Annotated in this window: 27 protein-coding genes, 1 tRNA gene and 1 riboswitch; of the genes, 15 read left to right on the forward strand and 13 right to left on the reverse strand. The window is 60.5% G+C overall.

The window, feature by feature from the left end; all coding sequences use genetic code 11:
* The first annotated feature begins 33 nt into the window (after nt 1-33).
* Entirely contained in the window at nt 34-1,395 is a 1,362-nt protein-coding gene (der, locus tag HMPREF1531_RS10255; protein WP_016669885.1) for a ribosome biogenesis GTPase Der, read from the forward strand.
* 9 nt (nt 1,396-1,404) lie between these two features.
* On the opposite strand, the gene HMPREF1531_RS10260 is transcribed toward der, so the two are convergent.
* Nucleotides 1,405-2,505, reverse strand: coding sequence for a GTP-binding protein (locus tag HMPREF1531_RS10260; protein ID WP_016669886.1), 1,101 nt, complete (start codon nt 2,503-2,505; stop codon nt 1,405-1,407).
* Nucleotides 2,502-2,750, reverse strand: coding sequence for a type B 50S ribosomal protein L31 (locus HMPREF1531_RS10265; RefSeq protein WP_016669887.1), 249 nt, complete (start codon nt 2,748-2,750; stop codon nt 2,502-2,504). Before HMPREF1531_RS10265 ends, HMPREF1531_RS10260 begins: the two co-directional genes overlap by 4 nt.
* Before the next feature lie 65 nt (nt 2,751-2,815).
* Here HMPREF1531_RS10265 and HMPREF1531_RS13725 point away from each other — a divergent pair, with 65 nt between their 5' ends.
* Together HMPREF1531_RS13725 and HMPREF1531_RS10275 are read left to right on the forward strand one after the other, a co-directional pair.
* Nucleotides 2,816-3,040: a hypothetical protein gene (locus HMPREF1531_RS13725; RefSeq protein WP_016669888.1), complete on the forward strand. Its 225-nt coding sequence runs from the start codon at nt 2,816-2,818 to the stop codon at nt 3,038-3,040.
* A gap of 147 nt (nt 3,041-3,187) precedes the next feature.
* Nucleotides 3,188-3,261: transfer RNA gene (locus HMPREF1531_RS10275), tRNA-Pro, on the forward strand.
* Nucleotides 3,262-3,334: 73 nt separating this feature from the next.
* On the opposite strand, the gene HMPREF1531_RS10280 is transcribed toward HMPREF1531_RS10275, so the two are convergent.
* The 4 genes from HMPREF1531_RS10280 to HMPREF1531_RS10295 are packed head-to-tail and all read right to left on the reverse strand — an operon-like array spanning nt 3,335 to nt 8,600.
* Complete coding sequence (locus tag HMPREF1531_RS10280) at nt 3,335-3,970, reverse strand: response regulator (protein WP_016669889.1); 636 nt, start codon at nt 3,968-3,970, stop codon at nt 3,335-3,337.
* On the reverse strand, nt 3,955-5,217 hold the full coding sequence (locus tag HMPREF1531_RS10285; RefSeq protein WP_156860248.1) for a sensor histidine kinase: 1,263 nt from the start codon (nt 5,215-5,217) through the stop codon (nt 3,955-3,957). Before HMPREF1531_RS10285 ends, HMPREF1531_RS10280 begins: the two co-directional genes overlap by 16 nt.
* 42 nt (nt 5,218-5,259) lie before the next feature.
* Nucleotides 5,260-7,788: an FtsX-like permease family protein gene (locus tag HMPREF1531_RS10290; protein WP_016669891.1), complete on the reverse strand. Its 2,529-nt coding sequence runs from the start codon at nt 7,786-7,788 to the stop codon at nt 5,260-5,262.
* The gene (locus HMPREF1531_RS10295) at nt 7,785-8,600 is read right to left on the reverse strand and encodes an ABC transporter ATP-binding protein (protein WP_232210239.1); all 816 of its coding nucleotides are present in this window, start codon (nt 8,598-8,600) and stop codon (nt 7,785-7,787) included. Before HMPREF1531_RS10295 ends, HMPREF1531_RS10290 begins: the two co-directional genes overlap by 4 nt.
* Nucleotides 8,601-9,027: 427 nt before the next feature.
* Between HMPREF1531_RS10295 and coaBC the strand changes: the two genes are divergently transcribed.
* Complete coding sequence (gene coaBC / locus HMPREF1531_RS10300; RefSeq protein ID WP_016669893.1) at nt 9,028-10,353, forward strand: bifunctional phosphopantothenoylcysteine decarboxylase/phosphopantothenate--cysteine ligase CoaBC; 1,326 nt, start codon at nt 9,028-9,030, stop codon at nt 10,351-10,353.
* A gap of 198 nt (nt 10,354-10,551) precedes the next feature.
* On the opposite strand, the gene HMPREF1531_RS14330 is transcribed toward coaBC, so the two are convergent.
* The gene (locus HMPREF1531_RS14330; RefSeq protein ID WP_269593315.1) at nt 10,552-10,677 is read right to left on the reverse strand and encodes a hypothetical protein; all 126 of its coding nucleotides are present in this window, start codon (nt 10,675-10,677) and stop codon (nt 10,552-10,554) included.
* Nucleotides 10,678-10,742: 65 nt separating this feature from the next.
* Between HMPREF1531_RS14330 and HMPREF1531_RS10305 the strand changes: the two genes are divergently transcribed.
* On the forward strand, nt 10,743-11,204 hold the full coding sequence (locus HMPREF1531_RS10305) for a hypothetical protein (protein WP_156860249.1): 462 nt from the start codon (nt 10,743-10,745) through the stop codon (nt 11,202-11,204).
* A gap of 1 nt (nt 11,205) precedes the next feature.
* On the opposite strand, the gene HMPREF1531_RS10310 is transcribed toward HMPREF1531_RS10305, so the two are convergent.
* Both HMPREF1531_RS10310 and HMPREF1531_RS10315 read right to left on the reverse strand, forming a co-directional pair.
* Nucleotides 11,206-11,775: a DapH/DapD/GlmU-related protein gene (locus HMPREF1531_RS10310; RefSeq protein WP_016669895.1), complete on the reverse strand. Its 570-nt coding sequence runs from the start codon at nt 11,773-11,775 to the stop codon at nt 11,206-11,208.
* A 41-nt stretch (nt 11,776-11,816) separates the two neighbouring features.
* Nucleotides 11,817-12,434: a DNA-3-methyladenine glycosylase I gene (locus HMPREF1531_RS10315; protein ID WP_016669896.1), complete on the reverse strand. Its 618-nt coding sequence runs from the start codon at nt 12,432-12,434 to the stop codon at nt 11,817-11,819.
* Between the two features lie 101 nt (nt 12,435-12,535).
* Between HMPREF1531_RS10315 and HMPREF1531_RS10320 the strand changes: the two genes are divergently transcribed.
* The 9 genes from HMPREF1531_RS10320 (at nt 12,536) to HMPREF1531_RS10360 (ending at nt 21,598) form a co-directional block, all read left to right on the forward strand.
* The gene (locus HMPREF1531_RS10320; RefSeq protein ID WP_016669897.1) at nt 12,536-13,396 is read left to right on the forward strand and encodes an SDR family oxidoreductase; all 861 of its coding nucleotides are present in this window, start codon (nt 12,536-12,538) and stop codon (nt 13,394-13,396) included.
* Nucleotides 13,397-13,496: 100 nt separating this feature from the next.
* Nucleotides 13,497-14,939: a L,D-transpeptidase family protein gene (locus HMPREF1531_RS10325; RefSeq protein WP_036899072.1), complete on the forward strand. Its 1,443-nt coding sequence runs from the start codon at nt 13,497-13,499 to the stop codon at nt 14,937-14,939.
* A 69-nt stretch (nt 14,940-15,008) separates the two neighbouring features.
* A complete protein-coding gene (locus HMPREF1531_RS10330; RefSeq protein WP_232210240.1) occupies nt 15,009-16,559 on the forward strand; it encodes an MFS transporter in 1,551 nt (516 codons plus the stop codon).
* A 16-nt stretch (nt 16,560-16,575) separates the two neighbouring features.
* Nucleotides 16,576-16,704: riboswitch (FMN riboswitch) on the forward strand.
* A 57-nt stretch (nt 16,705-16,761) separates the two neighbouring features.
* Nucleotides 16,762-17,544 carry an ABC transporter permease gene (locus tag HMPREF1531_RS10335; protein WP_036897739.1) on the forward strand — a complete coding sequence of 261 codons (783 nt, stop codon included), beginning with the start codon at nt 16,762-16,764 and terminating at the stop codon, nt 17,542-17,544.
* Nucleotides 17,541-18,530 (forward strand): ABC transporter substrate-binding protein, encoded by a 990-nt coding sequence (locus HMPREF1531_RS10340; protein ID WP_016669901.1) that lies wholly within the window; start codon nt 17,541-17,543, stop codon nt 18,528-18,530. Before HMPREF1531_RS10335 ends, HMPREF1531_RS10340 begins: the two co-directional genes overlap by 4 nt.
* 38 nt (nt 18,531-18,568) lie before the next feature.
* Entirely contained in the window at nt 18,569-19,723 is a 1,155-nt protein-coding gene (gene metX / locus HMPREF1531_RS10345; protein WP_016669902.1) for a homoserine O-acetyltransferase MetX, read from the forward strand.
* Nucleotides 19,720-20,334: a methionine biosynthesis protein MetW gene (gene metW / locus HMPREF1531_RS10350; protein WP_016669903.1), complete on the forward strand. Its 615-nt coding sequence runs from the start codon at nt 19,720-19,722 to the stop codon at nt 20,332-20,334. Before metX ends, metW begins: the two co-directional genes overlap by 4 nt.
* 61 nt (nt 20,335-20,395) lie before the next feature.
* Complete coding sequence (locus HMPREF1531_RS10355) at nt 20,396-20,836, forward strand: Lrp/AsnC family transcriptional regulator (protein WP_016669904.1); 441 nt, start codon at nt 20,396-20,398, stop codon at nt 20,834-20,836.
* 9 nt (nt 20,837-20,845) lie between these two features.
* A complete protein-coding gene (locus tag HMPREF1531_RS10360; RefSeq protein ID WP_016669905.1) occupies nt 20,846-21,598 on the forward strand; it encodes a polyprenol monophosphomannose synthase in 753 nt (250 codons plus the stop codon).
* Between the two features lie 34 nt (nt 21,599-21,632).
* Here HMPREF1531_RS10360 and HMPREF1531_RS10365 read toward each other — a convergent pair whose 3' ends face one another.
* The 3 genes from HMPREF1531_RS10365 to HMPREF1531_RS13050 form a co-directional block, all read right to left on the reverse strand.
* The gene (locus HMPREF1531_RS10365; protein WP_016669906.1) at nt 21,633-21,971 is read right to left on the reverse strand and encodes an RNA polymerase-binding protein RbpA; all 339 of its coding nucleotides are present in this window, start codon (nt 21,969-21,971) and stop codon (nt 21,633-21,635) included.
* A 116-nt stretch (nt 21,972-22,087) separates the two neighbouring features.
* Nucleotides 22,088-22,876 (reverse strand): glycerophosphodiester phosphodiesterase, encoded by a 789-nt coding sequence (locus tag HMPREF1531_RS10370; RefSeq protein WP_036897743.1) that lies wholly within the window; start codon nt 22,874-22,876, stop codon nt 22,088-22,090.
* A gap of 9 nt (nt 22,877-22,885) precedes the next feature.
* The gene (locus tag HMPREF1531_RS13050) at nt 22,886-23,362 is read right to left on the reverse strand and encodes a PGPGW domain-containing protein (protein ID WP_016669908.1); all 477 of its coding nucleotides are present in this window, start codon (nt 23,360-23,362) and stop codon (nt 22,886-22,888) included.
* Between the two features lie 43 nt (nt 23,363-23,405).
* Here HMPREF1531_RS13050 and pdxY point away from each other — a divergent pair, with 43 nt between their 5' ends.
* Nucleotides 23,406-24,260: a pyridoxal kinase PdxY gene (gene pdxY / locus HMPREF1531_RS10380; RefSeq protein ID WP_016669909.1), complete on the forward strand. Its 855-nt coding sequence runs from the start codon at nt 23,406-23,408 to the stop codon at nt 24,258-24,260.
* An 88-nt stretch (nt 24,261-24,348) separates the two neighbouring features.
* Here the strand turns inward: pdxY and HMPREF1531_RS10385 are convergent, their stop codons facing one another.
* Nucleotides 24,349-25,881 carry a helix-turn-helix domain-containing protein gene (locus HMPREF1531_RS10385; RefSeq protein WP_016669910.1) on the reverse strand — a complete coding sequence of 511 codons (1,533 nt, stop codon included), beginning with the start codon at nt 25,879-25,881 and terminating at the stop codon, nt 24,349-24,351.
* Nucleotides 25,882-25,901 lie beyond the last annotated feature (20 nt).

A 25,901-nucleotide genomic window follows, 5' to 3' on the forward strand; every position in this document is an offset into this window, starting at 1 on the left:
GGTCGCACTGGGTGATTCGGATAGATTTGCAGGGTGAATGAACCAGTCCACCTCAACTCCGTCGAACTCTCGCAGGCCCCTCGTCCTGTCGTTGCAGTGGTTGGGCGTCCCAATGTCGGAAAGTCGGCCTTAGTGAACCGGATCCTTGGCAGGCGCGAAGCCGTCGTCCAGGACACTCCGGGGGTAACTCGCGATCGGGTTAGTTACGACGCCGAATGGGCGGGCCGTGATTTCATCCTGGTCGACACCGGTGGTTGGGTCTCCGATGCGAGCGGCATGGCTGCTCAGATTGCCGAGCAGGCCGAGATCGCGATTGAACTGGCCGATGCGGTGATTTTCGTCGTTGATTCGACTGTTGGCACTACCGATGAGGACCAAGCCGTGGTCAAGGTGCTGCGTCGTTCGAAGAAGCCTGTGGTGCTCGCGGCAAACAAGGTGGATGACATGCGTGGGGAGGCCGACGCAGCCACCATGTGGAACCTGGGCTTGGGGCAGCCTTGGCCGGTCTCGGCATTGCACGGGCGTGGTTCCGGGGACCTGCTGGATGCCCTGCTGGAAGTGCTGCCCGGCTCGGATGAGATACGGGCGGAACCCGTAGGGGGACCCCGGCGTGTGGCGATCGTCGGGAAACCGAATGTCGGCAAGTCTTCCCTGTTGAACAAGCTGGCTGGGCAGACCCGCTCGGTGGTCTCGAATGTGTCCGGGACCACCGTTGATCCCGTCGACGAGACGGTGTTCATTGGTGGTGAGGAGTACCGGCTGATCGACACCGCAGGTATTCGCAAGCGAGTGAAGGAGGCTTCTGGGTCGGAGTACTACGCGTGGTTGCGTACCCAGGCAGCTATCGAACGAGCTGAGGTGTGCATTGTGGTCATCGATGCTTGTGAACCGATCTCTGAGCAGGACCTGAAGATCCTCGCCCATGTGGAGGAGGCTGGGAAGGCTTTGGTCATCGCTTACAACAAGTGGGATCTCATCGACGAGGAACGCCGTCGTTACCTAGAACGGGAGATCGAACGCGACCTGGTGGCCTGGGTTTGGGCTCCGCGGGTCAATATCTCCGCGCTGACCGGTCGCAATGTCGACAAGCTGCGCAAGGCAATCGACCTGTCCTTAGCGGGTTGGGAGACCCGGATCTCCACCGGGCAGCTGAACTCTTTCCTAGGCAAGGTGGCTGCGGCCCATCCGCATCCGGTGCGCGGCGGCAAGCAGCCGCGGATCCTATTCGTCACCCAGGCGCACACCGCACCACCCACTTTTATCCTGTTCACCTCCGGGATCTTCGATGCCCAATACGTGCGTTTTGTGGAGCGCCGCCTGCGTGAGGACTTCGGCTTCGAGGGTTCCCCGGTGCACATCGAGGTACGCGCCAGGGCCAAACGAAAGTCCCACTGACAACACGGGTCAGGGTAAGTCGTGTGGAATCTCACCGACCATGCCCAACCACGGCTCCAATCCGTCGGTCATGACTTCCCATGCTCTTCCCCGGGTACACATTTCCTCGTCGGAGACCAGCGCCGAGCGAAAGGCCTGGGTTAGGGCTGTCCGGGGGTCGCCGTGTTCGAGCAGGCCGGTCATCACGAGCCGTGAGCAGGGGGATTCTCCGTTGCCCCAGCACCGGGCGGTCCCGATGGATAGCTGTCCGCCGGCTCCGTCCCACTGGCATACCGATTGTGGGCGGGTCGGTAGCCAGAAGGCACCACGGGTCCGAAATTTACCAGCACCCAGCACCCCGATCTGTTCCTGGAGTCTGACGGGATGCATCGGATGGCTGGAATCCAGCATTAGTCGCCACACCCCATCGGGCACCTCCGGGTGGAAGGTGACCGGGACATCGGCGATCCAGGATTCGACGGCATCGTGGTCATGCACTCCGCAGCGGATAGTCATCGAGTCGAAGTCACTCCACTCCTCGACGAGTAGCGCGTCCGGGCGGGCAATCGTGCGTACTAGCCCGGCGTGGGCAGGTTCCGGTGATCGGTCGATGACGGCGATCACATCGGCGTGCTCCACCAGTCCACCGAGCACTTCCGCGACGCCGCGGTGGTCGTCCTCGTGGAGTCCCATTCCCCGTTCGCACAGCAGATCGGGGCCGGTCAGGTCATCGGCGAGTTGTTTGCCATCAAGGGCTGCGAGTACCGCCGAGATCTCCACTCCGGGCAGATGGCCCGGGCTTTGGGCCACGATGCGGCAGATCTGCATCGCGTTGGCCCCGGCGGGCAGACAGGCGATGATCGTCTTCCATCGGTCGGCTGTGACGAGCCGCTGCAGGGTTCGTAACGTATCCTCACGGATAGTGCAGGACACACACCCATGGTCGAGACCAACGTTCTTGCGTTCGATGATCCCCGACATATCGCAGATGGTGCGCATGAGTTCCTGGGGCTCGACATCGACGGCATAGGAAACCACCACGGGGGAGGGCTGGTCGAGCAGCAGCCCCAGCGTGGTGGAGAGCATCGCGGCTTCATCCAAGCCGGTGACTAAAAAGATGGCCGGGGTCACTTGATGCCCCTTTGGTAACGGCGACGGAAGCGCTCAATGCGGCCCTCGGTATCGATCTCCCGTGACCTGCCGGTCCAGTAGGGATGGGAGGCTGAGGAGATATCCATGCGGATGAGCGGGTAACTCACGCCGTTCAACTCCGCGGTTTCCTCTGAGGTAAGTGTGGATCGGGTAAGGAACTGGTCGCCGGTAGCGTTATCGCGGAAGATGACAGGACCGTACCGCGGATGTGTGTTGCGCTTCATGGGTTCCTTCCAGTTTGGCAGGCATCTCTCTAGTGAGAATCGTTCTCATTTAAGCAGGAGTGTTCGTGCCACGCAAATACCAAGTGACTAAAGCGCGACCAGGCTCCGGCACTCCATATCTCACTCCCACCGACGATGCACAAGCACCGCTGGGACGTCAGCGTCCAGCACAAACGCAACTGGATTTGCGTCTGGGCGGGTCGGTGTACCAGATATTCCAGATATTCAGGGATGTCTCACCGGTCAGGTTGCGCAAGCGCCTGCCCGGGGCGACCAAGCCGAACTGGTGAGCGAAGTTGCGTGAACCTGCTTGCGCGCGCGATCCAAACTTGGTTACCGGTGGTTGGATCGGGTAAGGTTTCACCCCGGGTCGAGGCAACGAGGCCCATCTGGATCAAGGCTTCCGAGTTGGCGACGATACCGAAGGCCGGATCCTTCGGGACGTGGCGCAGCTTGGTAGCGCACTTGACTGGGGGTCAAGGGGTCGCAGGTTCAAATCCTGTCGTCCCGACGGTTGTGGTATCCCAAGTCATCATCAACGGATGCTCCGAGACACCGTCGTTCACGGTTTCGGGACTCTGCGATCATCGACGCAGGTAAGTGAGGACGGCCTGAACGCGTTTGTGAGTGGTGATGTCTGCGCCGAGGCCGAGTTTGGCGAAGATACGGTTGATGTGCTTGCTGACGGCGGCATCTGTGATGACGAGTTCTGCGGCAATCGCCGCGTTGGTTCTCCCCTCGGCCATCAGGGCGAGAACTTCCAATTCACGTGAAGTGAGCTCATCCAAGCCTGATCGGCGGCGGAGCAACTTGCGGACGACTTCGGGATCAATGACTTCGCCCCCAGTCGCGACTGTCTCAAGCGTCCCGAGGAATTCATCGACTTCACCAACACGATCCTTCAGTAGGTAACCAATGCCACCCTTGCCGGTGGTGATCAGATCAGCTGCGGCGCGACCGGAGACGATCTGGGAGAGCACCAGGATCGGCTCTGCGGGGTTGCGACGGCGCAGTTGTTGAGCAGCCCTGATGCCTTCATCGGTATGGGTCGGTGGCATGCGCACATCGACAATGCTGAGATCTGGCTGATGGCAGCAGACCGCCTCCACCAGCGCGTCGCCGTTGTCGACGGCTGCGACCACATCGTGACCGGCGGTGATGAGAAGACGTACCAGCCCCTCTCTCAACAGCGTGGCATCCTCGGCTATGACGATGCGCATGGAACCTCCAAGATGATGCGGGTCGGGCCACCAGCGGGACTACTAATCCTGACCCGGCCGCCGAGGGTCTCGATGCGGTCGACGACACCGATCAGGCCGCTTCCTCTCGGCTGCGCACCTCCGCGGCCATTATCACTGACAGTGACGACGATGGTCATGTCAGGATCATGACGCACCGTCAACGATGCCGAGGCTGCCCCGGCGTGCTTGATGATGTTGGTGAACAACTCGCTGACGGCGAAGTAGAGCCCGACTTCTGTGTCGGCTGGGAGGTCTTGGGCAACGTCAATGTCCGACGTCACTGTCAGGCCGGTGGCGCGTGCCCGGCAGACGAGATCATCAAGTGCATCGGGGAGGTCATGCTCCCGTAACGCAGATGGGTAGATGCCGTGCACGATCTCGCGGAGTTCGTCAACGGCGTCCTGTGCGTCATTACGGGCCTGGTCGATGATGGGCACGATATCTTCGCCGTGTTCGTGCTGGTATTTCAGGACACCAAGAGTCATAACGAGTGATGTCAGTCGTTGTTGTACACCGTCGTGTAGGTCCCTTTCGATTCGGCGTCGCTCGGCATCAAACGCGGTGGTGACCCGTTCTCGGGAGCGGGCCAGCCCATCAACCTGTTCGACGAGTCCCGATTCGGGTACGCAGATCAGGAAGCGGGCCAGCTGTCGATGCGCCTCGGCGGTGAGCGTGACGATATACATGCCTGCGGTGAGCAGAACCAGACCGAGAGCCAGAAGGCAGATCTGGGCGATCATGTCATATTGCAGTGGCCCCGAGGTCTGGTCCACGACGGATGGCTCCACGCCTAATGCCAGGAGGGCAATGTTGAGCCCGGCTGCGGTCGCGAGGATTGTGGGCAGGAGTAGCGCAAGAACCAGGACGGCCCATTCGAGCACCGACATCAGGATGAGCAGTAGCCCGTACAGTAATTCGGTCCAAGTGATCTGTTCGTGCAATCGGTGCCGAACCCATTCGTGGATTCCCCCGGTAGCGGGTTCGGTGTGTGGGTCTGGAGCAGCGTGCCGGTCAACCAGCCTCAACCGCCACCGCTCCACCCGACCGAGTGGCCGGACAGCGAGGGGAAACAGGATCCAGCAGGTGAGTAGCCACACAACTGCAACGACCGGTGTGGTGAGCAGGTGGGCCAGACAACGCCACGGCCAGGAAGTGGCCAACAATGACAATGGGCGATGGCGCAGCGCAAGACCGGGATTGTCGATCTCGACCAGTGTGCTTCGCATGTCATTCATTGTCACGCGTGTTGCCGTGCCTTCGCGCGACCATCAGCTCATCGCCTCCAGCGGGTCTGCCCTCATCGCCGTACGGGAAGGTGCGAGAGTACCGACCGCACCTGCAAGGAAGGCACAGCCGATGATCGTCCAGAACTTCGGGGCGACGAATGGTAGCCACACCGTGTCCGTGAGTAGGTATCCGTAGCCGATCATCGTCACGCTCTCGATCATCGTTCCCAGAGCCCCTGCGACCAGTGTGATCGTGAGCGATTCGATCATTAGCGATCCGATGATTTGACTGCGTCGCGATCCGGCCAGGCGCAGCAGAGCGAACTCCCGGCGTCGTGCCATAGTTGACCCGACCAGTACATTGATGGCTGAGATACCGGCATAGCCACCCAGGATGACGACAACCATCAGAACAATCCAGTCGTCGCCGCTTGTCTCATCGGCTACCTGCTTTAGGTGCGTGTCGCGATCAAGGGCGCGTGCTCCCGGCGCGAATTGCTGCACGACTGCATCAACCGCCTTCCTGGTGGCGACGGCATCGGCGTCGTCATCAAATTTGACGTAGATGGCTGGTGCCAGTGGTTCTAGCAGATGAGGAGAAAGCACGGATACTGGTAGCACCATGTCGGCCAATCCCGTCGGGTCATCGAATACGAGCCCTACCACGGCAGAGCCAGATGATCCATCCGGATGGAGGAAATCCACCGATTGCCCGATACGCCACCCCTTGTTCTCGGCGATAGCGTTGGAAATGCCGATGCTGTTGGAACCAAATTGTTCCCAGGAACCCTCGGTGATCGCGAGTTTTATGAGTCGATCCACATCATCGGGTTGGAAACCGATGACGGTTCCGCTCACCGAGCTCGTGGTGGGCTGGTCGATGACCAGCTGGGATGTTACTCGCGGACTAACCGCAGCCACACCGGGAAGATTGCGGACTTCGTCTGCGACTGTAAGAGGGATGCCGACGTGGGCAGTGTCGCCGATCACGAGGTCGACGGTCAGTTGCTGGGCATAGCTCTTGGCCTGAGCTTGTGCATTTGCGCTGTCCTGGAACAGGAGTACGCAGCTGACCGCGACGAGCAGGGTGATGGGGACAGCCACTCCTGCGGCCCGACGCGGGTCGGATCCAATCGATCGCAACGCAATGAACCCACCGAACCAGCGCTCGAGAAGCGGGCGAAGAAGGAAAGGTATCTGGTTCAGCAGAGTTTCTCCTAACAACCACACGGCGGAGATCAGCAGGGGGAATGACATCATCAGCAGTAATATCGCGATCGTCCCACGGGTCGTGGTCACCGGACCGCCCAAGGCGAACACCGCCACGAGTAATACCGCCGCTCCCACCGCACAGATCCAGCCCCAGACCATACGACCATGGTTGGGGGAGGTCGCGGGGAGCTCGGCGTTGCGCAGTGCATCAAGAGGGGCGATCCTCGTGGCGCGGCGTGCAGGGAGCACGGCTGCCACCAGGGCAGCGAGCAGAACAGAACCAACACCGAGTAAAAGCGCAGGCAAATCAACCGAGACCGTGATACCTCGAGCCATCAGATTCTGTGACACGAAGAAGTCCTGCGCGGCGGCCGCAAGCCAGATTCCGACCATTGCCCCGATGATCCCGCCGCATATCCCGATCAAAATGGCCTCCCAGATGATCATGCGGCGGATCAGATTCGACCGGGAGCCGACCACACGAAGCATCGCCAATTCGCGGCGTCGTTGGGTGATCGAGACGCTCAAGGTACTGGATGTGACGAAGACCGCGATCAACAGCGCAAGGGATGCCACCAGCATGAGGAAATTTCCTCCGCTGCCGACGAGCTCGGCCTGTCGAGGATCTAACTGGAGGCTCTGGGCCCGGGCATCACCGACGGCGACGACCATGTCTGGCAGAGCAGCCTTCAGGGCATCGGCATCCGAGGTGGACACCAACGCCGCGACTGGGGCAGCCAGTTGAGTTGCGGTGTCATTGCCGAAGAACAGGGCATGTTCGAACTGGGAGCCGGGGCGTGATGTGATACCGGTTACCGTGAACACCTGCGTTCCGTCGGCGAGTCTCACTCGTATGTGGTCACCAACGCTGATTCTCCCGGCCTGGGCAATGCTGTCCTCAATGACGACATCGCTGGGTTCCACCGGCTCGCTGCCCTCGGTCAGTTCTGCACCGTCGGCGATCGCGGTGGTCCACGGATGCCCCCAGGAGCGGGTGATCTGATTACCCAGGATCTGATCGTCATCGGTGACGGCATACGCCGGAAAGGGACGCTCTAGCGACACCGAGGAGACTCCTGGTGCTGTGCTGATCGCCTGGACCTGCTCTTCGGTGAGCCTGGGCATGGTGGGTAGGTCCTGTTGCATGCCGTTCGCCAGCACCACCTGTGCCGACGGCTTGACTACTGCATCGACCGCAGAGAACTGCCAGTTGGTGACATGTGCAGAATCGTGGTTGTGTTGCGCGGCATTGATCATTGCGGTGGCAGTCACCAGAGCTGCGCCAAACACAACTGTGAGCAATGCAGCGATAACCGATGATTTCCGCGCGAGAAGACTGCGTCGTGCCAGTGTGATCATACTGCCATCCTTCGGGCGGTGATGTGGGCGAGGATGTCCTGAGCAGTGGGGTTTTGTGCCTCGTCAACCACCTGTCCGTCGTACAGGAACACGACGCGGTGAGTGTGCGTGGCAGCCAACGGATCGTGGGTCACCATGATGACGGTCTGCCCCATGTGCTCAACGGCCAGACGCAGGAAGTCAAGAACCTCGCCGCCGGTGTGCGAGTCCAGATTTCCGGTTGGTTCATCGGCGAAAACGATTATTGGCCGATGGGCGAGCGCCCTCGCAATCGCCACACGCTGCTGCTGCCCACCCGACATTTCAGCCGGGTAATACTCCAACCGCTGGTCCAGACCGAGGACACTCACCAGGTGATCCACCCACTCACGATCGATTCGCGGACCGCCGATCCGTTCGCTGAGTGTGATGTTCTCGGCTGCAGTGAGTGTGGGAATCAGGTTGAACGATTGGAACACGAACCCGAGCCGGTCCCGTCGCAGCATGGTCAACTGGTCCGCGGACATCCGCGTCAGTTCGGCTCCGGCGGTAACGACTGATCCCGAGTCTGGCCGCTCCAGTCCAGCGAGGCAATGCAACAACGTCGACTTTCCAGATCCTGAGGGACCCATGATGGCTGCGAACTGACCAGCGGTGAATGACACCGAAACACGGTCGAGGGCGGTGACTGTGGGGCCTCGTGTACCGAATGTCTTGCAAAGATCGGTGGCCTGGACCACGATTTTCGGGACTGTCGGTGAGGTTGGGGAGATCTGGGATGACATGGCCTCATCCCACAGGAATGAATCCGCGCAGTCGATGATGCTGGCCACCCACTTCGCGGTAAGCCTAGCATGACCGCCGAACGGAATCCCTAGCCGCAGTGGTCGTTTCGAACCTCAAGGGGCTTCGGCGCCTGCCCGACAGCGCTTGCATTGAATCGGGGAATGGTACATTTTATCAAGGCGAACGGCGCGGTGGTCGCCAATTCCTTGCCCGTCGAATTGTCGAACAGCAATCTGTCACCATCAAGGGCGTGCAGGACGGGCACCGCCTATGGCTGACCGTCGTCGATCACACTAGACAGCACCCCGGTCTGCACATCCCGCAGCAGTGTGTCAAGCAGCTATCTGTCTCGGCTGGAACGTTGGGGACTACGAGCCATCAGGGCATCGGTGACGAGAACAGCGCCAGCGGCCCCGGTAGACTGAGGCACCTCGCGACATCGCCTGAACCCACGAAAGAAAGCAGGTCGAATAGATGCTCGAAGCCTTTTCCGGCCCGAAGAGGACATCGTGGGGGGATCGGTTGTCCAGGCCGATGCGCATCGTCGTCGGGGTCTCGGGATCCATTGCTGCCTACAAGACCCCCATGATCATCCGACTGTTACGTGCTGCGGGCCATGAGGTGAAAGTCGTCGCCACACAGGCAGCGCTACAGTTCATTGGTGCTCCAACCCTTGCTGCGGTGTCGGGTTACCCGGTGTCCACCGGGGTCTTCGATGATCCGGCCGCTATCGAACATGTCGCCGTGGGGGAGTGGGCCGATCTCGTGCTCATTGCCCCGGCATCGGCTGACCTGCTGGCCCGCATCGCCGCCGGGCGTGCCGATGATCTGTTAACGGCCACGGTCCTGACGACGTCAGCCCCCGTGGTCGTGGCCCCTGCAATGCACACCCAGATGTGGCTCAACCCTGCCACCGTGGAGAACGTGGATACACTACGTCGACGCGGGCTGGTCGTCATCACCCCTGATTCCGGGCCACTGACCAGCTCCGATCATGGAGTCGGACGGCTGCCGGAGCCAGACAGGATCGTGCACGAGGCGCTTGCCACGGTGACCGGGCAGGAGGAGACGGCTGCCCGTCTCGCTGATCTGCCTCTAAAGGGGCGACGTGTCGTGGTCTCTGCAGGAGGAACCCGTGAGCCGATCGACCCGGTGCGTTACATCGGCAATCGTTCCTCCGGTAGACAGGGGGTGGCGCTGGCCGTCGCAGCCCATCGCCTAGGTGCTGATGTCACCTTGGTGAGCGCCAATATTGGCGCGGAAGTACTTGCCCTGCTGCCCGCAGCGGTCGAAATTGTTCCGGTTGGTACCAGCAGGGAACTGGAGGATGCCGTGCGCAGCGCTACGGCAAAGGCGGATGTTGTGGTCATGGCTGCCGCTGTCGCGGACTTCCGCCCAGTGAAGCAGGCTGATTCCAAGATCAAGAAGCATCGCCTCGGCGGCTCGGATTCCCCTGGCGGCATGCGTATTGAGCTGATAGAAAACCCTGACATCCTGGCCGGGCTCATTGCCCGTCCTCCCCGCACCGACGGCACCAGGACATTTGTCGTCGGTTTTGCTGCCGAAACCGGTGATGAGAACGGTGATGTGCTGGCTCATGGAACCGCCAAGGCGCGACGCAAGGGAGCCGATCTGCTTGCGGTTAATGCCGTGGGCAAGCAACTGGGGTTCGGCGACGTGCCCAACGCGCTGGTCATCCTCGATTCCCAGGGCGAGGAGGTCGCCAAAGCATCGGGGACCAAGGATGAAGTGGCTGATGCTCTCATGGAACTCGTCGCCGAACGCTTGGCGGCCCGCTGAGAGGTATCAGCTATCCGGACCGCTGGCCCCGGGTCGCCGAGCGATCACAGCACACCCGGCGTGACGTCGCTTGGCGGGTACCTGGCACGACCTAGCAATCGGAGACCTTCTGGGCGAGATCTAGGTTTTCGGCGCTGAGACATGTGCCCCTGCCCGGCGTTGATGTGTAGGAACTGGTCGGTCTCCAACCCGATCGACTCACTCACCGGGACCGGCATGAGGGTTATCTGCAGGTAGCGGCTGCTTGCGGTAGCTGGCGTCTTGGATCGTTGCAGCCTTGATGCCGAAGGCGTTCGGGTTCGGGCCGCTGCCGATGATGTTCATGCTGTAATGAGCCCATCGCGTTCTAGTGTGGTTGCTGGGAGGTGACAATGTACGTAGGAAGCCAGGTGGTCCGTCTTTTGGGCACCATCTTCATGTTCATTGGCGGCACGACAGTCCTCGTGATGTTCATGGTGCTATTTGTCATGATGGCGACCGGACAGACCCTTAGCCCCGCGTTGATCGGCTTCGCTGCCCCCGCAGTCGTTTTCCTCGTGCTCGGCGGGGTATTCCTGGAATGGGGCCGACGGACCCATCGGCGACTGACCTGGCTACGTAACAATGGGGTCCCTGCACAGGGACGAATCATTGACAAGTCAACCTCGTCAATCCGTGTCAACAATTTTTACTACCAGATTGCTCACGTGCAGTTGCCCGACGGCCGTCGGTTTAGCTCCGAGCCCTTTGATGACCGCAAGTGGCAGTGGGAGATTGGTGATCTGATCACCGTTTTCGTTCACCCCACCGATCCCACCCAAGGTCTCGTCGACCTCAGCCCGGTGATTATGGACCGCTGGAGTAACGGCTGAATCACAGCTGCTTGATTACTTTTGCTGGAACCCCGCCCACCATGGTCTGGGATGGAACATCGGAGGTGACCACAGCCCCAGCGGCCACGACAGCGCCAATCCCGACAGATACCCCAGGTAAGATCGTAGCGCTGGCCCCAATCCAGACGTCCCTGCCAATGTGCACCTGCGCGGGGTGGAGCGCGGCACGCCTGGTGGGGTCCTGATCGTGGTTTAGCGTGGCAATTACCACATTGTGGCCGATGAAGACACCATCGGCAATGTGGATACCGCCTTGGTCCTGGAATTTGCAGCCGGCATTGATGAACACATTGCGTCCGACATGGATGTTTTTCCCACAATCGGTGTTGAAAGGTGGGAAGACCACAAACGAGGAGTCGAGTTCTGTGCCGAAAAGTTCTTCGAATAGCCGGTGCCGCATTCGCGGGTCTGGCTCCGAGTTGATCCGCATACATAAGGCGATGGCTTCGGTGGCCAGGGTATGCATGATCTCCGCAGATTCGGTGCCCGGCACTACCGTCTCACCGGCCTCCCAGCTACGACGGGCGAATTCGATACGCCGGGGATCCATTATCAAGAAACCTCCATTGCTCGAGAGAATAGAGCAATCGACTATATGTCGGTAAGTCGATGCCCGTCTGCCGTCCACTGCCCGGAACAACCTCTGCGGTGGGAGCCCAGCAGGTGAGTGTCGATCACCCCGATTGCCTCCATGAGCGCGAACATTGTCGTGGGGCCTACAAAGCTAAACTCACGTCGCTTCAGTTCCCGGGATAGCGCGATCGACTCGGAAGAAGTCGTGGGCACATCGGACTGGGAGATTGGTAGGGGAGTGGTCCTCGGTTGGAAGGACCAAACCAGGTTGTGTAGACCGCCTGATTCGCGCAGCGCAAGGGTAGCGCGTGCATTGGTGATTGCTGCCATGATCTTGGCGCGGTTTCGGACAATGCCGACATCATTGAGAAGCCGAGAAATGTCGGCCTCATTAAAATCTGCGACTTGGTCGGGAACGAAATCGGCAAAAGCAGTGCGGAATGCGGGACGCTTGCGTAGAATTGTCGCCCAGGACAACCCCGATTGGAACCCCTCCAGCACCAAACGTTCGTACACCCCGCGTTCATCACGTACTGGTACGCCCCACTCGGTGTCGTAGTAGATACGCATCAACTCACTCGACTCGGCCCAGATAGGTCTACTCAACCCGTCTGCCCCGATCACCAGATCCGGCATGGGCACCTCCGCTACCATCATGCATGCAAGAGGTTCTACGCACCAGTCTGCTCGACGCTGTGCAAAGAGCACGGCGGATGCACGAATGCACAGGAGGATCAATGAGGATCGGCGTCACCGGAGCAACAGGATTCATCGGGCGCGGCGTCGCACGAGGGCTTGCAGCCAAGCATAAGGATCTGCGTCTCATCGTCCGCGATGCACGCAAGGCACCAGCCGGCAACTGGGGCGTGCGGAGCACCGGTGGGTACTTCGATAAGATCGGTAATGTCTCGGCTCTGCGCGGCGTCGACGTGCTGTTCATGGTCTCGGCGGCCGAATCCGCCGACCGGGTCACTCACCAGAAGGCGTTCATTGAGGCCGCCGAGAAGGCAGGGGTGAAGCATATCGTCTACACCTCTTTCATTGGCGCGGCTCCGGATGCCACCTTCACTCTGGCTCGCGACCACTGGGCGACAGAGGAAGCGGTCCGCTGCTCCGGGATGGCCCACACCTTCCTGCGCAACTCCTTCTACATGGACTTCTTCCCCAAGGCAGTAGTGGACGGTGTGATCGCCGGGCCTGCAGGAAAGGGAAGAACCGGTGCAGTCGCCAGGGCCGATGTGGTGGATGCGGTCGTTGGAGTGCTGGATGATCCCGATGCCCACACCGGAAAAACTTACGAACTCACTGGCCCCGAGACAATCGACCTTGAGCAGATCGCCGCGATCATCACGGAACTTGCGAACCGACCTACCAGCTACGTGAACCAGGACCTCGCCGAGGCTTACGAGACCCGGCACAAGTACAACGTTCCCGAATGGCAGATCGAAGCTTGGGTGAGCACCTACACAGCGATCGCATCAGGGGTCATGGATGTGGTCACCGGCGATGTTCGAACTCTCAGCGGGCACGACCCGATGAGTTTCGCGGAATTCATCGCCCTGGACAACCCTTCGACGGAGCATATGCCGGTCTATTGAGAGCACACGAGGATAGCGTTGGCAACAGTTTCATCACCATGTGGCGCCATACCATGTGGTGGGCTGGTCCGTTCCGGAGTCCCAACCTAGAATCCACCGGGTGAACAAAGTAGCAAGACGGCGTCGGCTGGTGGTCATCGGGGTGATCAGCGGGGTCGTTGCGTGCCTCGGGCTGGCAACCGCTTCCTATGGGGCGTACTTCTCCGATCGTGCCCTACCGGGTGTATCGGTGCTGGGGGAGTCAGTCACCGGGAAAACAGCGCAGGAAATCGCCACGATGATCACCGAGCGTTCCTCCCAGGTGGCTATTGATGTCACGGTTGATGGCCGGACCACCGCCTACGGTCTCGGCGAATTGGGCGCAACCGTTGATGTCGACGCGACCATCGCCCAAGTGTTCGCCGAGAACCAGACCCTAGGTTCTCGGTTGACCGGAGCTCTTGGCAAGAAGCAGGTGCCACTGGTCGTCTCAGTCGACAAGAACATCACCGACAGTGCGGTGCAAAAGCTCACAGCGGCCAACCATATTCCCTCCGTTGATGCGAAGGTGGCCTTCGACGAGAACACCGGAAGCTTCGCATCGGCGCCCGGTCTGGTGGGTTCGGCCGTCGATCCTCTACCGCTGGTGCAGGCAGTCAATACGGCAGCCTCCACCCTGCAGTCAACTTCGCTGACCCTGGCGGAACACCAGGTCGCACCAAAAATCTCCGACGCCGATGCCGAGCGCATCGCTGCTGAGGCGAATAAGATCGTTGATCTTGATGTCATCGTCGCTGGCAAGGACACAGTAGCCTTCTCACCGACACGGGCCGACAAGGCCTCCTGGGTTACGATTCCGGGCCCAGATTCTGCCGAGTTCGTTGCCACCGTTGATTCCGCCAAGGTCACCGAGTGGGTCGACAAGACCACCGCGTCGGCCAATGTTGAAGCGGTGAACGGTGTGCGCAGTATCGACGAGAACGGAAAGCTCGTCAAGGTCTCCACTGAGGCGGTCGATGGGTGGGCGGTGAACAACCACGACAAGGTTGCTGAGGCGATCACCGCCGCAGTGTCCAACGGACAAAACTTCACCGGTGAGTTCACCTTCGATCAGATCAAGGCGACTTGGCGTGAGAAGAAGGTCGCCGCAGGTTCCGAGAATCTCATCTATCAGCCGGCTCCTGGTGAGAAGTGGGTTGATCTGAATCTCGGCAACAACACAGTGACCGCTTATGAGGGCAGCAAAGTGGTGCTCGGGCCTGTTGGAATTGTGCCGGGTCGGCCTGGCATGGAAACCCCCACCGGTACCTACAGCGTCTATCTCAAGTACGAATCGCAGACTATGCGTGGTACCAACGAGGACGGCACCACCTATGAGGCCGAAGGGGTCGAATGGGTTTCCTATTTCACCGGCTCCATCGCTTTCCACGCAGCCCCTTGGCAGCCTTCCTTCGGCTGGAGCGGTGCGGGAGGATCGCATGGTTGCGTCAACATGTCCACCGCCGATGCCCGTTTCATCCACCAGTGGTCGAGTATCGGTACCGTTGTTGTCTCCCACTACTGAGCCCTGATTCCCGGACGGTGGCCGGGTGTCGGCTTGGGTCCTTCACACACCGCCGATAAGTTGTCCGACGTGAGTCAAGCCCCAGATGCGTCGACCCCCGAGAGCGAACGACACCTGCGACTGCGGTGGGTGGGCTTGGCGGTGCTGTCCTTGAGCCTGTTCATGGCTTCCTTGGACAATACGATCCTCAACGTGGCGCTTCCCACGCTGTCCCGTGAGCTTGGCGCAACCATGGACCAGTTGCAGTGGACAGTGGATTCCTACCAGGTGACCTACGCAGGCCTGCTGCTGGTTGCTGGGGCACTGGCTGACAGGTGGGGGCGGTCAAAGACCTTCCTAGCCGGGGCTCTCGTCTTCGGCCTGGCATCCATGGGGGCGGCCCTGTCAACGACGACCACCATGCTCATCTGGGCCCGGGCTGTCATGGGCATAGGGGCAGCTCTGCTGGCCCCATCTACTCTCGCTTTAGTCTCGGCATTGTTCACCACCCCGAAGGAACGCACCCTGGCCTTTGCCCTGTGGTCGGGGGCCAATGGCGCCGGCGGGGCCGCCGGTCCGGTGCTGTCGGGAATCCTGCTGGAGCATTTCAACTGGTCATCAATCTTCTGGCTGAATGTGCCTGTTGCAGTGGCGGTGGTGGGTGTCGGGGCTTGGGTGTTACCGAAACGTACGACACCGGGCAGCGGGGAACCGGTCGACTTCCTCGGGGGTGTGGGATCCATGGTGTGCCTAGCCATGGTGTGCTGGGCAGTGATCTCTGCTCCTGGCCTGGGCATCAACTCGCCCTTGGTTATCGGAGTGCTCATGGCCGGGTTGGGGCTCGCCGCGTTGTTCGTGTGGCACGAATCCCGTGTCGTAGCGCCACTGATGCGTCTTGACCTGTTCACCATCCGACAGTTCTCTGTCGCCGTGGGGGTGGCCGGTCTGGTCACTGCTGGTGGCGCAGGAGCCCTTTTCGTCCTTACCCAGCACTTACAACTGATCCTCGGTTTCACCCCACTGGAAACCGGGTTGCGCGTGTTGCCCATCGCTGCAGCGGTGCTGATCGGTTCGGTGATGGCTCCCCACACCATCCAGCGCCGGGGTCTGAAGATCACCGTCATGGTGGGGCTGGGCTTCGTGACCGGTGGCTTCACCTGGATGGCCACGACTGGGATCGAGGATGGCTTCGGGTACCTGTTGATCGGGGCACTTGGCTTTGGGCTGGGGGCCGGGCTGCTGGTCCCGGCCGCCACCCAAGCCGTAATGGATTCACTGCCCAGCGACGTGACCGGGGTCGGTTCGGCCACCAATACCGCCTTGATGCAGGTGGGTAGTGCACTGGGGGTGGCCGTCGTCGGCTCAATCCTGGCATCCCGCTACCGGGGGGCGGTCACCTCCGCAGATACTTGGGCGAATCTGGATCTTTCCCAGCAGAATGCCGCATCGACGTCTCTGCAATCCGCCATTGAGGTGGCATCTGCTCTTCCTGGACAGCAGGCCGAACAGTTGGTTGCCGCGGCACGCGAGGCTTTTGTCCTGGGCATGCAGCTGGGGCTCGGTGTCTGCGCGGCTTGCGTGGGTGTCTCGTTGATCTCTGTATGGGCTCTGTACCCATCCGACAGGTTCCAGCGGCTATAGTGAACTCCGCAAGAATCAATGTGCCCGGGGTCGGTGAAAGTCCGAACCGGCGGTGATAGTCCGCGACCCACGATCCACACGGTGAGTGGTTGAACCGGTGGAATTCCGGTACCGACGGTGAGAGTCCGGATGGGAGAGCACGTCATGTCGGATGCTTCACGTGTCCGTTTCTGTGTCGCCCCGGTCCAAGCCGGAGGTGTACGTGACCAAGGACAACTCGCCACTGGGACTGCGGATCGTAGCTCCAGTGGTTGCAGCATCTCTTGTGTTGTTGGTCTGGTTTGCTGTCGCCGCCGCGCACAGCATTCCGACAACCCTGCTGCCCGATCCGGGTGATGTGCTGCAACGCCTTGGCCGGGATCTGACCTCGGGACGCTTGTGGCTTCCGCTGTGGGTCACCACCCTTGAGGCTTTGGCTGGATGCGCACTGTCTGCCCTGACAGCGATGCCGATCGCCTATCTGATAGCTCACTCCAAGCTTGCCGATGCGGCGCTTTCGCCCTATCTGGCAGCCTCTCAGGCGATCCCGGCGGTGGCCGTCGCCCCACTGATGGTCATCTGGGTTGGCTACGGGATGCTTCCGGTGGTGCTGCTGTGCTCGGTCATGGTCTTCTTCCCGATGGTGCTGTCCACGGTGCTGGGGTTGCGCTCGATTGACAAGGAACTGCTGGACGCGGCGCGCGTCGACGGTGCGACCGCCTGGCAGTTGGCGTGCTGGATGGAGTGGCCACTGGCTTTGCCCGCCACCCTAACCGGATTGCGTAACGGCTTCACCCTGTCGATCACCGGTGCGGTCGTCGGCGAGCTGGTCATGGGTGGATCGGGACTCGGTCAGCGTCTTGCCGTCCAGTCTCAGTCCGTCGACACCATCGGACTGTTTTCCACCCTCATCGTGCTCAGCGTGCTCGCTGTGACGATCTTCTTGTCCATGCGGCTGGTCGAATGGCTAGCCAATCCATTTGCGAGTCGAAGGAGACTAAAATGAATACCACCCGACGGACCCTGCTCACCGGGTTCGGAGCAGCTCTCGCCGCCGCAGCATTGCCGTCCTGCGGTGGCTCCGGTCCTTCGTCCAAGGAACAGTCCGATGCCTTGGTAATCGGGTTGACCTATGTACCGGACATCCAATTCGCCCCGATCTATGTCGCTGATCACTTTGGATGGTTCACCGAGCAGGGGTTGGAGATCACCATCCGTCACCACGGAGCCCAGGAATCCCTGTTCGGGGCGCTACAGTCCGGTGATGAGCACATCGTTTACGCGGGTGGTGATGAGATGCTACAGGCCCGTTCCCAAGGGGTCGGTATACGGAACTTTGCCACCACCTACCAGACCTACCCGTCGTCACTAATCGTGGCTGCCGATTCCCCGGTGAACACAGTGGCGGATCTGGCGGGACGCACCATTGGGCTGCCGGGGGAATACGGAGAGAACTGGTTCTTCCTACTCGCTGCACTCGAGTCCGCGGGGCTGTCCCGCGCTCAGGTGAACATCACCTCTATCGGCTACACCCAGTTTTCTGCACTGACCGAGGGACATGTGGACGCCGTGGTCGGCTTCGCGAACTCCGATCTGGTGCGCCTGCGGACCTCCGGATTTGCCGCTAAAGTGCTGGAGGTGGAGGATCTCCCGCTTGTGGCCCTGGGTTTTGGAGCAGCGGATGAGATCGTTACCGACCGGGCCGACCAACTGAACAAATTCATGACGGCGGTGCACAAGGCAGTCACCTACTGCACCGAGAATCCAGATGACACCGTCGAACTGTGCACCAACTACGTCGAAACTTTGTCATCCGACGAGCAGAAGACTTATGCTCTGGCGGTGCTTCAGGCGACCAATGCCTTGTATGGAACCGAGTTCGGAATCCAGAACCCGCAAACCTGGGCGGCCATGGGCGAGTTCATGGCTACGCACGGGCTGCTCGGTAACCAGGTGGTGGTCAGCGAAGCGTTCACCGACGCGATCGGTTGATCGACGCTGGTAGCCTGTGGGGGTCCGAGGAGGATCCCATGAGTGAGTTCGGTGATGGCGTGGGGGTGACGAACACCCAATTCGTCACCCTCTTCGATGCCCGGAACCCACTCCACTTGGTCAACGGTGAGCGCTTGGACGAGGTCATCGTTTCCTACGAGACTTATGGCACTCTCAATGATGACCGGTCGAATGCCGTGTTCATCTGCCATGCCCTCACCGGCGATGCCCACGCTGCGGGATGGCATGAGGGCGACAAACACCCCGGTTGGTGGGACGTCATGATTGGTCCGGGTAAACCCATCGATACAAACCGGTTTTTCGTCATCGCCGACAATCTGCTGGGAGGCTGTCAAGGGACCACCGGCCCATCCTCGATCAATCCGGCCACCGGTGAGCCGTGGGGCCTCGACTTCCCATTGCTTGACATGCGTGATTTCAACGTCGTTCACCGGGCGCTGCTCGATCATCTGGGAATTAACCACTTGCATGCCTTGGTAGGCGGTTCCATGGGAGGCATGCAGGTGCTGCAGTGGAGCATGGATCACCCCGAACAGGTGCACAAAGCAGTGATCGTCGCATCCTCGGCCCGTCTCACCGCACAGAACATCGCCTTCTCAGCGGTGGGCCGTCAGGCCATCATGCGTGATGGGCATTTCCACGGTGGCTATTTCCAGAAATATGACACCAGTCCGGACACCGGGTTGGCCATCGCCAGGATGATGGCACACATCACTTACACCTCGGAGGAGGGCTTCGAGTCCAAATTCGGGCGCAATCCGCAACGCGACGAGTGGTCCCACGGTTTCGGTGTCGATTTTGCGGTGGAAGGCTACCTGGAACATCAGGGCGAAGTCTTCCTCGGACGTTTCGACGCCTTGTCCTATCTCTACCTGACCAGAGTGATGGACTATTTCAACCCATTTGCCGAGCCTGGCTGCCTGGACCGGCTGCTCGACGATCCAGTTCGTTTCCTGGTGGTGAGTTTCGACACCGACTGGCGGTTCTCCACTGAGGCATCGCGTCACATCGTCCGCCAACTGACCAGGGCTGATCAGCCGGTCACCTTCCGTGACATTCGCTCGCCATGGGGTCACGATTCATTCCTGCTGACCATCGATGACTACCTTGCCACCGTGGCCGCCTTCATGAAATCGGACACCACTTACCGCGGAACGAGTTGGGAACGATGAGTGCCAAACCCTGGCGCATCCGCCCCGATCTGCACGTTATCTCCCAGCACATACAGCCCGGGTCCCGGGTGCTCGACATCGGTTGTGGTGATGGAGAACTGCTGTACCACCTGATCAGTTGCTTGCAGTGCACCGGAACTGGGGTGGAAAAAGATCCGGAATCCCTGTTGACCGCCGTCGCCAGGGGAGTGCCGCTGCTAGATCTGGATGTCGATACCGAACTGAACATTTTTGCTCCCGATTCCTACGACGTTGTCGTACTGTCGCGTACGTTGCCCGCCCTGACCAGGCCCGACAAGGTGCTGGCCCAGCTGCGGCCGATCGCCCCGAGGATGATTCTCACCATGCCCAATTTCGGGCTGTGGCGGCACCGGCTGCGCCTGCTGAGTGGTCATATGCCCGAATCCCGGGATTTGCCCTATTCCTGGTACTCAACCCCGAACCTGCATCACGCGACCCTTGTCGACTTGGAACCGCTGCTTACCGACATCGGACTAGAAGTTGACAAACGCATCCCGCTTTCCCCAAGTGGGCGTCCGCGGCGGTTGGGCCAGTTTGGCGCCAATCTCATGGCGTCGTCGGCCATCTACATGCTGCGTCGCACCAGTTGAAGTTTCTGTCAAAAACTGAGACGTGAGGGATGATGTCTTACCTCGGTGTCAGGATGGAGTCATGGAGGACACCGATCGGCGCATTCTCGAGTTGCTGGCTACGGATGGCCGCATCTCATTCACCGAACTGGGGCGCAAGGTGGGATTGTCTACCTCTGCAACCCAGCAGCGGGTCCGTCGCTTGGAGCAACGCGGCATCATCACCGGTTACCGGGCCGACATTGACCCCACCATGGTTGGACGAGGGCTGACAGCCATCATCGAGATCTCGCCGATGGCAGCCGACCAGGAAGAACCCATCCCCAGTTTCCTTGCCGATATCCCGGAGATCATATCTTGTTATTCGGTGTCCGGGCATGCTTCCTACATGTGCGTCGTCCAAGTGGCCTCGACGGAAGCTCTCGACCAATTGCTCACTGACATTCGCGTCGGAGTGTCGGTCAACACTCAGACCACCATCGTTCTACGTACCACGTTCAGTAACCGACCACTGGTTGGTTAGACTCGATACATGGCTGATGGCAACGATGCGCGGGTCCTGGTGATCACGCCGACCTACAACGAGGCAGAGAACATCGAATCGATTGTGGCGCGTTTGCGCGCCGCAGTTCCTTCGGCACATTCCTTGATCATGGATGACAACTCACCTGACGGAACCGGTGAGATCGCCGATCGGATGGCCGCCGAGGATGATCACATCCATGTCGTGCACCGTCCCGGCAAGCAAGGCCTTGCTGCCGCCTATCTGGCTGGTTTCACCTGGGGACTAGAGCGCGGCTATGACGTGCTGGTCGAGATGGATGCCGATGGCTCTCATCAGCCCGAGTTGCTGCCCGATGTCCTCGCAGCTCTCGAACATGCCGACATGGTGAAAGGTTCGCGATGGATCAGGGGCGGGGCCACTGATCAGAGCCCTGTCCGGGAACTGTTGTCACGAGCAGCGAATATCTGGGTGCAGGCTGCCATGGATCTCCCGGTACACGATGTCACCGGCGGATTCAACGCATTCCGTGCTCAGATCCTGCGAGCTATCGATTTCGACGCGATCGCATCGAAGGGCTACACCTTCCAAGTGGACATGACGAGACAGGTCATCGAGGCTGGAGGCACCGTAGCAGAGGTACCGATCTACTTCCCCGACCGCACCTTCGGAGAATCGAAGATGAGCGGCTCAATCATCAAGGAAGCTCTCGGACGTACCGCGGTGTGGGGTGCTCAGCGACGCTGGAACCAATTCCGGAGGCTGTTCGACAAGCTCTCCTGAGCGTAAAAGCCACCGTGTGCAACGAGTGGTTTGCTCAGTAGATGCGTTCGGTCCGAACTTCTTCGAGGCGTTCGGCGAGCAGCACTTCGAGTTCGTCGACGGAACGACGCTCCAACAGCATGTCCCAGTGGGTGCGCGGAGGTTTGACGTCCTTCTCCTCGGGCTGGGTTCCGTCCGACCGTTTAGACAGGGAACCACACTTGGGGCATTCCCATTCGGCGGGAAGGTCCGCCTCGACGGAGAAGGTCATGTCAAAGTGATGGCCTTTTTCGCAGTCAAAACCCAATGTCTGGCGTGCGGCGAACTCGATGCCTTCCTCGTCCTCGAAACTCTTGGCGCCCAGTCCGACGCCGCGCAATGCGCGATCAGCCATGGGGGTTCCTCCTTTCATCCATGGACCGGCCTGACGTCCCGTCCAACACCAGCCCATCACAGATTCTTCCACCCTGCCGCGCAATCCGGCAGAAAGTGGGGAGGTCTCCGAGTGTGTCAGTGCCACACTCCGTGGGCCAGAGCGACTGATTTCAGCACGTCGATCCGGTCACTGATCACCCCGTCGACGCCCATCTCGATGAGTTCAGTCATCGTCTCGGCGTCATTGATCGTCCAGACGTGCACCTTCATCCCGTGTCGATGGGCAGTGTCGAGCAGACGTGGAGTCAGCACCTGCACCGGGATACCCTTGATGCGTTGGCTCACCGGCAACTGGATCGCCTGGCCTCGCATCGGCAGACGAGCCGGAAGCCAGGGTATCTTCGAGGCCCACGCCACGCCCGGCAACGCGGTTCCGGTGGCTACCCGGCCCGCGGACAGGCGGCGGAAGTGATCGAGCCGCCGCGCACTGAACGAGGAGACGCACACCCGGTCTTCGGCGGCATGTCGGCGTAGGGCTCTGGCCAGCAAGGTGACGGCCCTAGGGGCCTTGATGTCGATGTTGAACCGGATGCTGGGGAAGGTTTCCAGCACCTCATCGAGGGTGGGGATCTCATCGATCCCAGCAATCTTCGCCCGGGCGATTTCGCACCAAGGCATCGATGCGATGATCCCCGTCGAATCGGTGACCCGGTCAAGAACCGAATCGTGGAAGGCGATGAGCTCCCCGTCACGGGTCGCATGAACGTCAGTCTCCAGATAGCGGTAACCGAGTTTCACAGCTCTGGTGAAGGCATGGAGGGTATTCTCCCTGGACTCATCCTGCCCGCTGATCCAACCACCCCGGTGGGCCATCGGGGCGAAAGGCACGTCGAAGTACGGGTGGGATTCGGGATGTGCGCTCACGCATCAAGTTTAGGACGGCCGGGACGTATCCACCCCAGGCAGCATCCGCAACAGATCGGCGACCTGTCGGGGTACCCATGACGGCACTCCAGTGATCACCAGGGAAACGTACCAGAAGATCCAGATGACCGCGAAGAAGCAGACCCAGAACAGGTATCGCTTACGTTTTGGCCAAGTCAGGTAGAGGTGCACCCCGTGCACGCAGTGACGCCTCAGCCTGGCGGCCCAGCCAAATTCGGTACCGAGAACCGCCATGCCGAGCAGGAACAGTGGGATGCCGCCCGGCCCGGGAAGCCAGCCGAGCAGGGGAGCCGCGATGATCATCGCGGTCCCAAGCAACCCGACGAAAAGTCGCAGCCAGAAGCGGCCCACGGGATGGGCGCGCAACTTGGCCCGCCAACCCCGCACCGGAGCACGCTGAGGCAAGGGAGTGGCCCCGGTACGGATCACGACAGGCTCGTGGACAGGGGTCTCAGCAAGGGCCATACCCTCTACTGTGCCATGTGGAACCTAGGCATACACTTTCGCCATGGTTCAGATCCTGTCGATTCAATCGTCCGTGTCCTACGGATTCGCCGGAAATTCCGTGGTCGTGTTCGCTCTGCGTCGGCTGGGCGTTGACGTGTGGCCGGTGTTCACTGTGAACTTTTCCAACCACACCGGCTACGGAGCTTGGCGTGGGGATGTTATGACCCCGGGCCAGGTTGCGGAGATCGTGCAGGGCATTGATGAGCGTGGCCACCTTGCAGACATCGACGTCGTCATGTCTGGCTACCAAGGCGCTCCCACCATGGGACGGGCCATCCTTGATGCTCTCGAGCTTACCCGGGAACGTAACGCTGCCGCCCAGTACTTCTGCGATCCGGTGATGGGTGACGTCGACCGTGGCTTCTACGCGGTGGAGGGCATCCCGGAGTTCATGCGTGCGGAGGTGGTTCCGCGGGCCGACGTCGTCACGCCTAACCTCTTCGAGCTGGAATACCTCACCGGAACCAAACCCGGCTCACTGACCGAGGTGGTGTCGGCTGTCGAGACACTGCGCTCAATGGGACCCACCACGGTGCTGGTCACCTCGGTGGTCGGGGAAAGATTCGGCGCGGACTGCATGCGCATGATCACTCAGGATGACCACGGCACCTGGGTGGTGGAGACCCCGATGATCGACCGCAAATTCACTGGTTCAGGGGATCTCACCTCAGCCTGTTTCCTGGCTGCGATGCAGGCCCATCCTGGCGATCTCGGTGCCGCGCTGTCCGATACGGCGGCTGCCGTGCATGCTGTACTGGAAACTACCGCGGAACTCGATTTCCCGGAGTTGGCCTTGGTCCAGGGCCAGAACCTGATGGCAGACCCGGTGGATCGCTTCGACGTCCATCCCTTGTGACGCCGCATGTAACGACGTAATTGTGGCGCCGCGACCCCCACGGCGCCACAATCGGGTTGTTAGCCAGGCCGTTCGTTCCCGGGTATCGTTATTCAGCGAAGGTGGTGATCTTGGCTCCCAATTTGTTGAGTCGGGTGGCAAGATCCTCATAGCCCCGGTTGATGACGTAGGTGTCGCGTAACATCGAATCGCCTCGGGCAGCTAGCATCGCCAGCATGATGCACACCGCAGGACGCAGCGCGGGCGGTGAGAATAGTTCGCGGGCGCGCCATCTTGTCGGCCCAGTCACATTGAGCCGATGCGGATCGAGCAGTTGGACATTGGCACCCAGTTTGCTGAGTTCTAGCAGATGAATGGCCCGGTTCTCGTAGACCCAGTCGTGGATCATCGTCCGCCCGTTCGCACACGCCGCGATGAGGGCGAAAAATGGGAGGTTGTCGATGTTGAGCCCAGGGAAGGGTAGTGGGTGGATCTTGTCCTGATGAGCGTGCAGGTCTGAAGGATGCACTGTGATGTTGACCAAGCGGGTGAAGTCATTGCCGGAGGCATACTCCCCACCGACGGTGAATTTGAGCCCCATCTCGGCCAGCAGTGCTAGCTCGATCTCAAGGAATTCGATGGGTGCCCGGGTAATGGTCAGCTCGGAATGGGTGACTACTGCGGCGGTGATTAGACTCATTGCCTCGATCGGATCTTCCGAGATGGTGTAGGTGACATCGGCGCTGATCTCGTGACGACCATGAACGACCAAGGTTGTGGAACCAACGCCGTCGATCTGCACACCGCACATCTGCAGGTACACGCACAGGTCCTGCACCATGTAATTCGGGGAAGCATTGCGGATCGTGGTGACTCCTTGGGTCATTGCGGCCGCCATTAGGGCATTTTCCGTGACGGTGTCGCCGCGTTCGGTCAGCACGATGGTGCGCTGCTGGTCGCCAACATCGCAGGTGTGGGCTCGGTAGAACCCGTCGGTGGCTTCCACCTCAAGTCCGAAGCGGCGCAGCGCCTGCAAGTGTGGCTCCACGGTGCGAGCCCCTAGATCACAGCCTCCCGCGTAGGGGAGCCTGAAGGTATCCTGCAGGTGCATCAGCGGGCCGAGAAACATGATCACTGAGCGGGTACGACGAGCTGCAGCGATATTCATGTCGTCGAGTAGCAGGTGCTGCGGGCGCTGCAGGGTGAGGTCACGGCCGTCCTCGGACCAGGACACCTCGACCCCGATTGATTCCAGCACTTCGAGCAGACGGTTAACTTCCTCGATGTGGGCAATGCCGCGCAGCACCGTGCGACCGCGGTTGAGTAGCGAGGCGCACAGCAGCGCGACGGCAGCGTTTTTCGACGAGCGAGTCTCGATCGACCCTGACAGGGAGGTTTCGCCCTCAATCAGCAGATTGGGGGTTACGGGACGATCGCCAGGTGCGATCAGTCGTGATTCCAGTACCTCAGCTATGCGGGAGATCATCTCCAAGGAGAGATTCTGGTTGCCGGCCTCGATTCTGGTGATTGCAGACTGTGAGGTGTTGAGCAGCGACGCCAGTTCGTTCTGGGTGAGGCCGCGGTGCTTTCGGGCATCCCGGATGAGACGCCCCACGCTCTGCGGAGTAGGAGTATCGGTCACCCGTCGAGGATAACTCACAT

Origin of the sequence: Propionibacterium sp. oral taxon 192 str. F0372 (assembly GCF_000413315.1) — a bacterium.
Lineage (GTDB): Bacteria > Actinomycetota > Actinomycetes > Propionibacteriales > Propionibacteriaceae > Brooklawnia.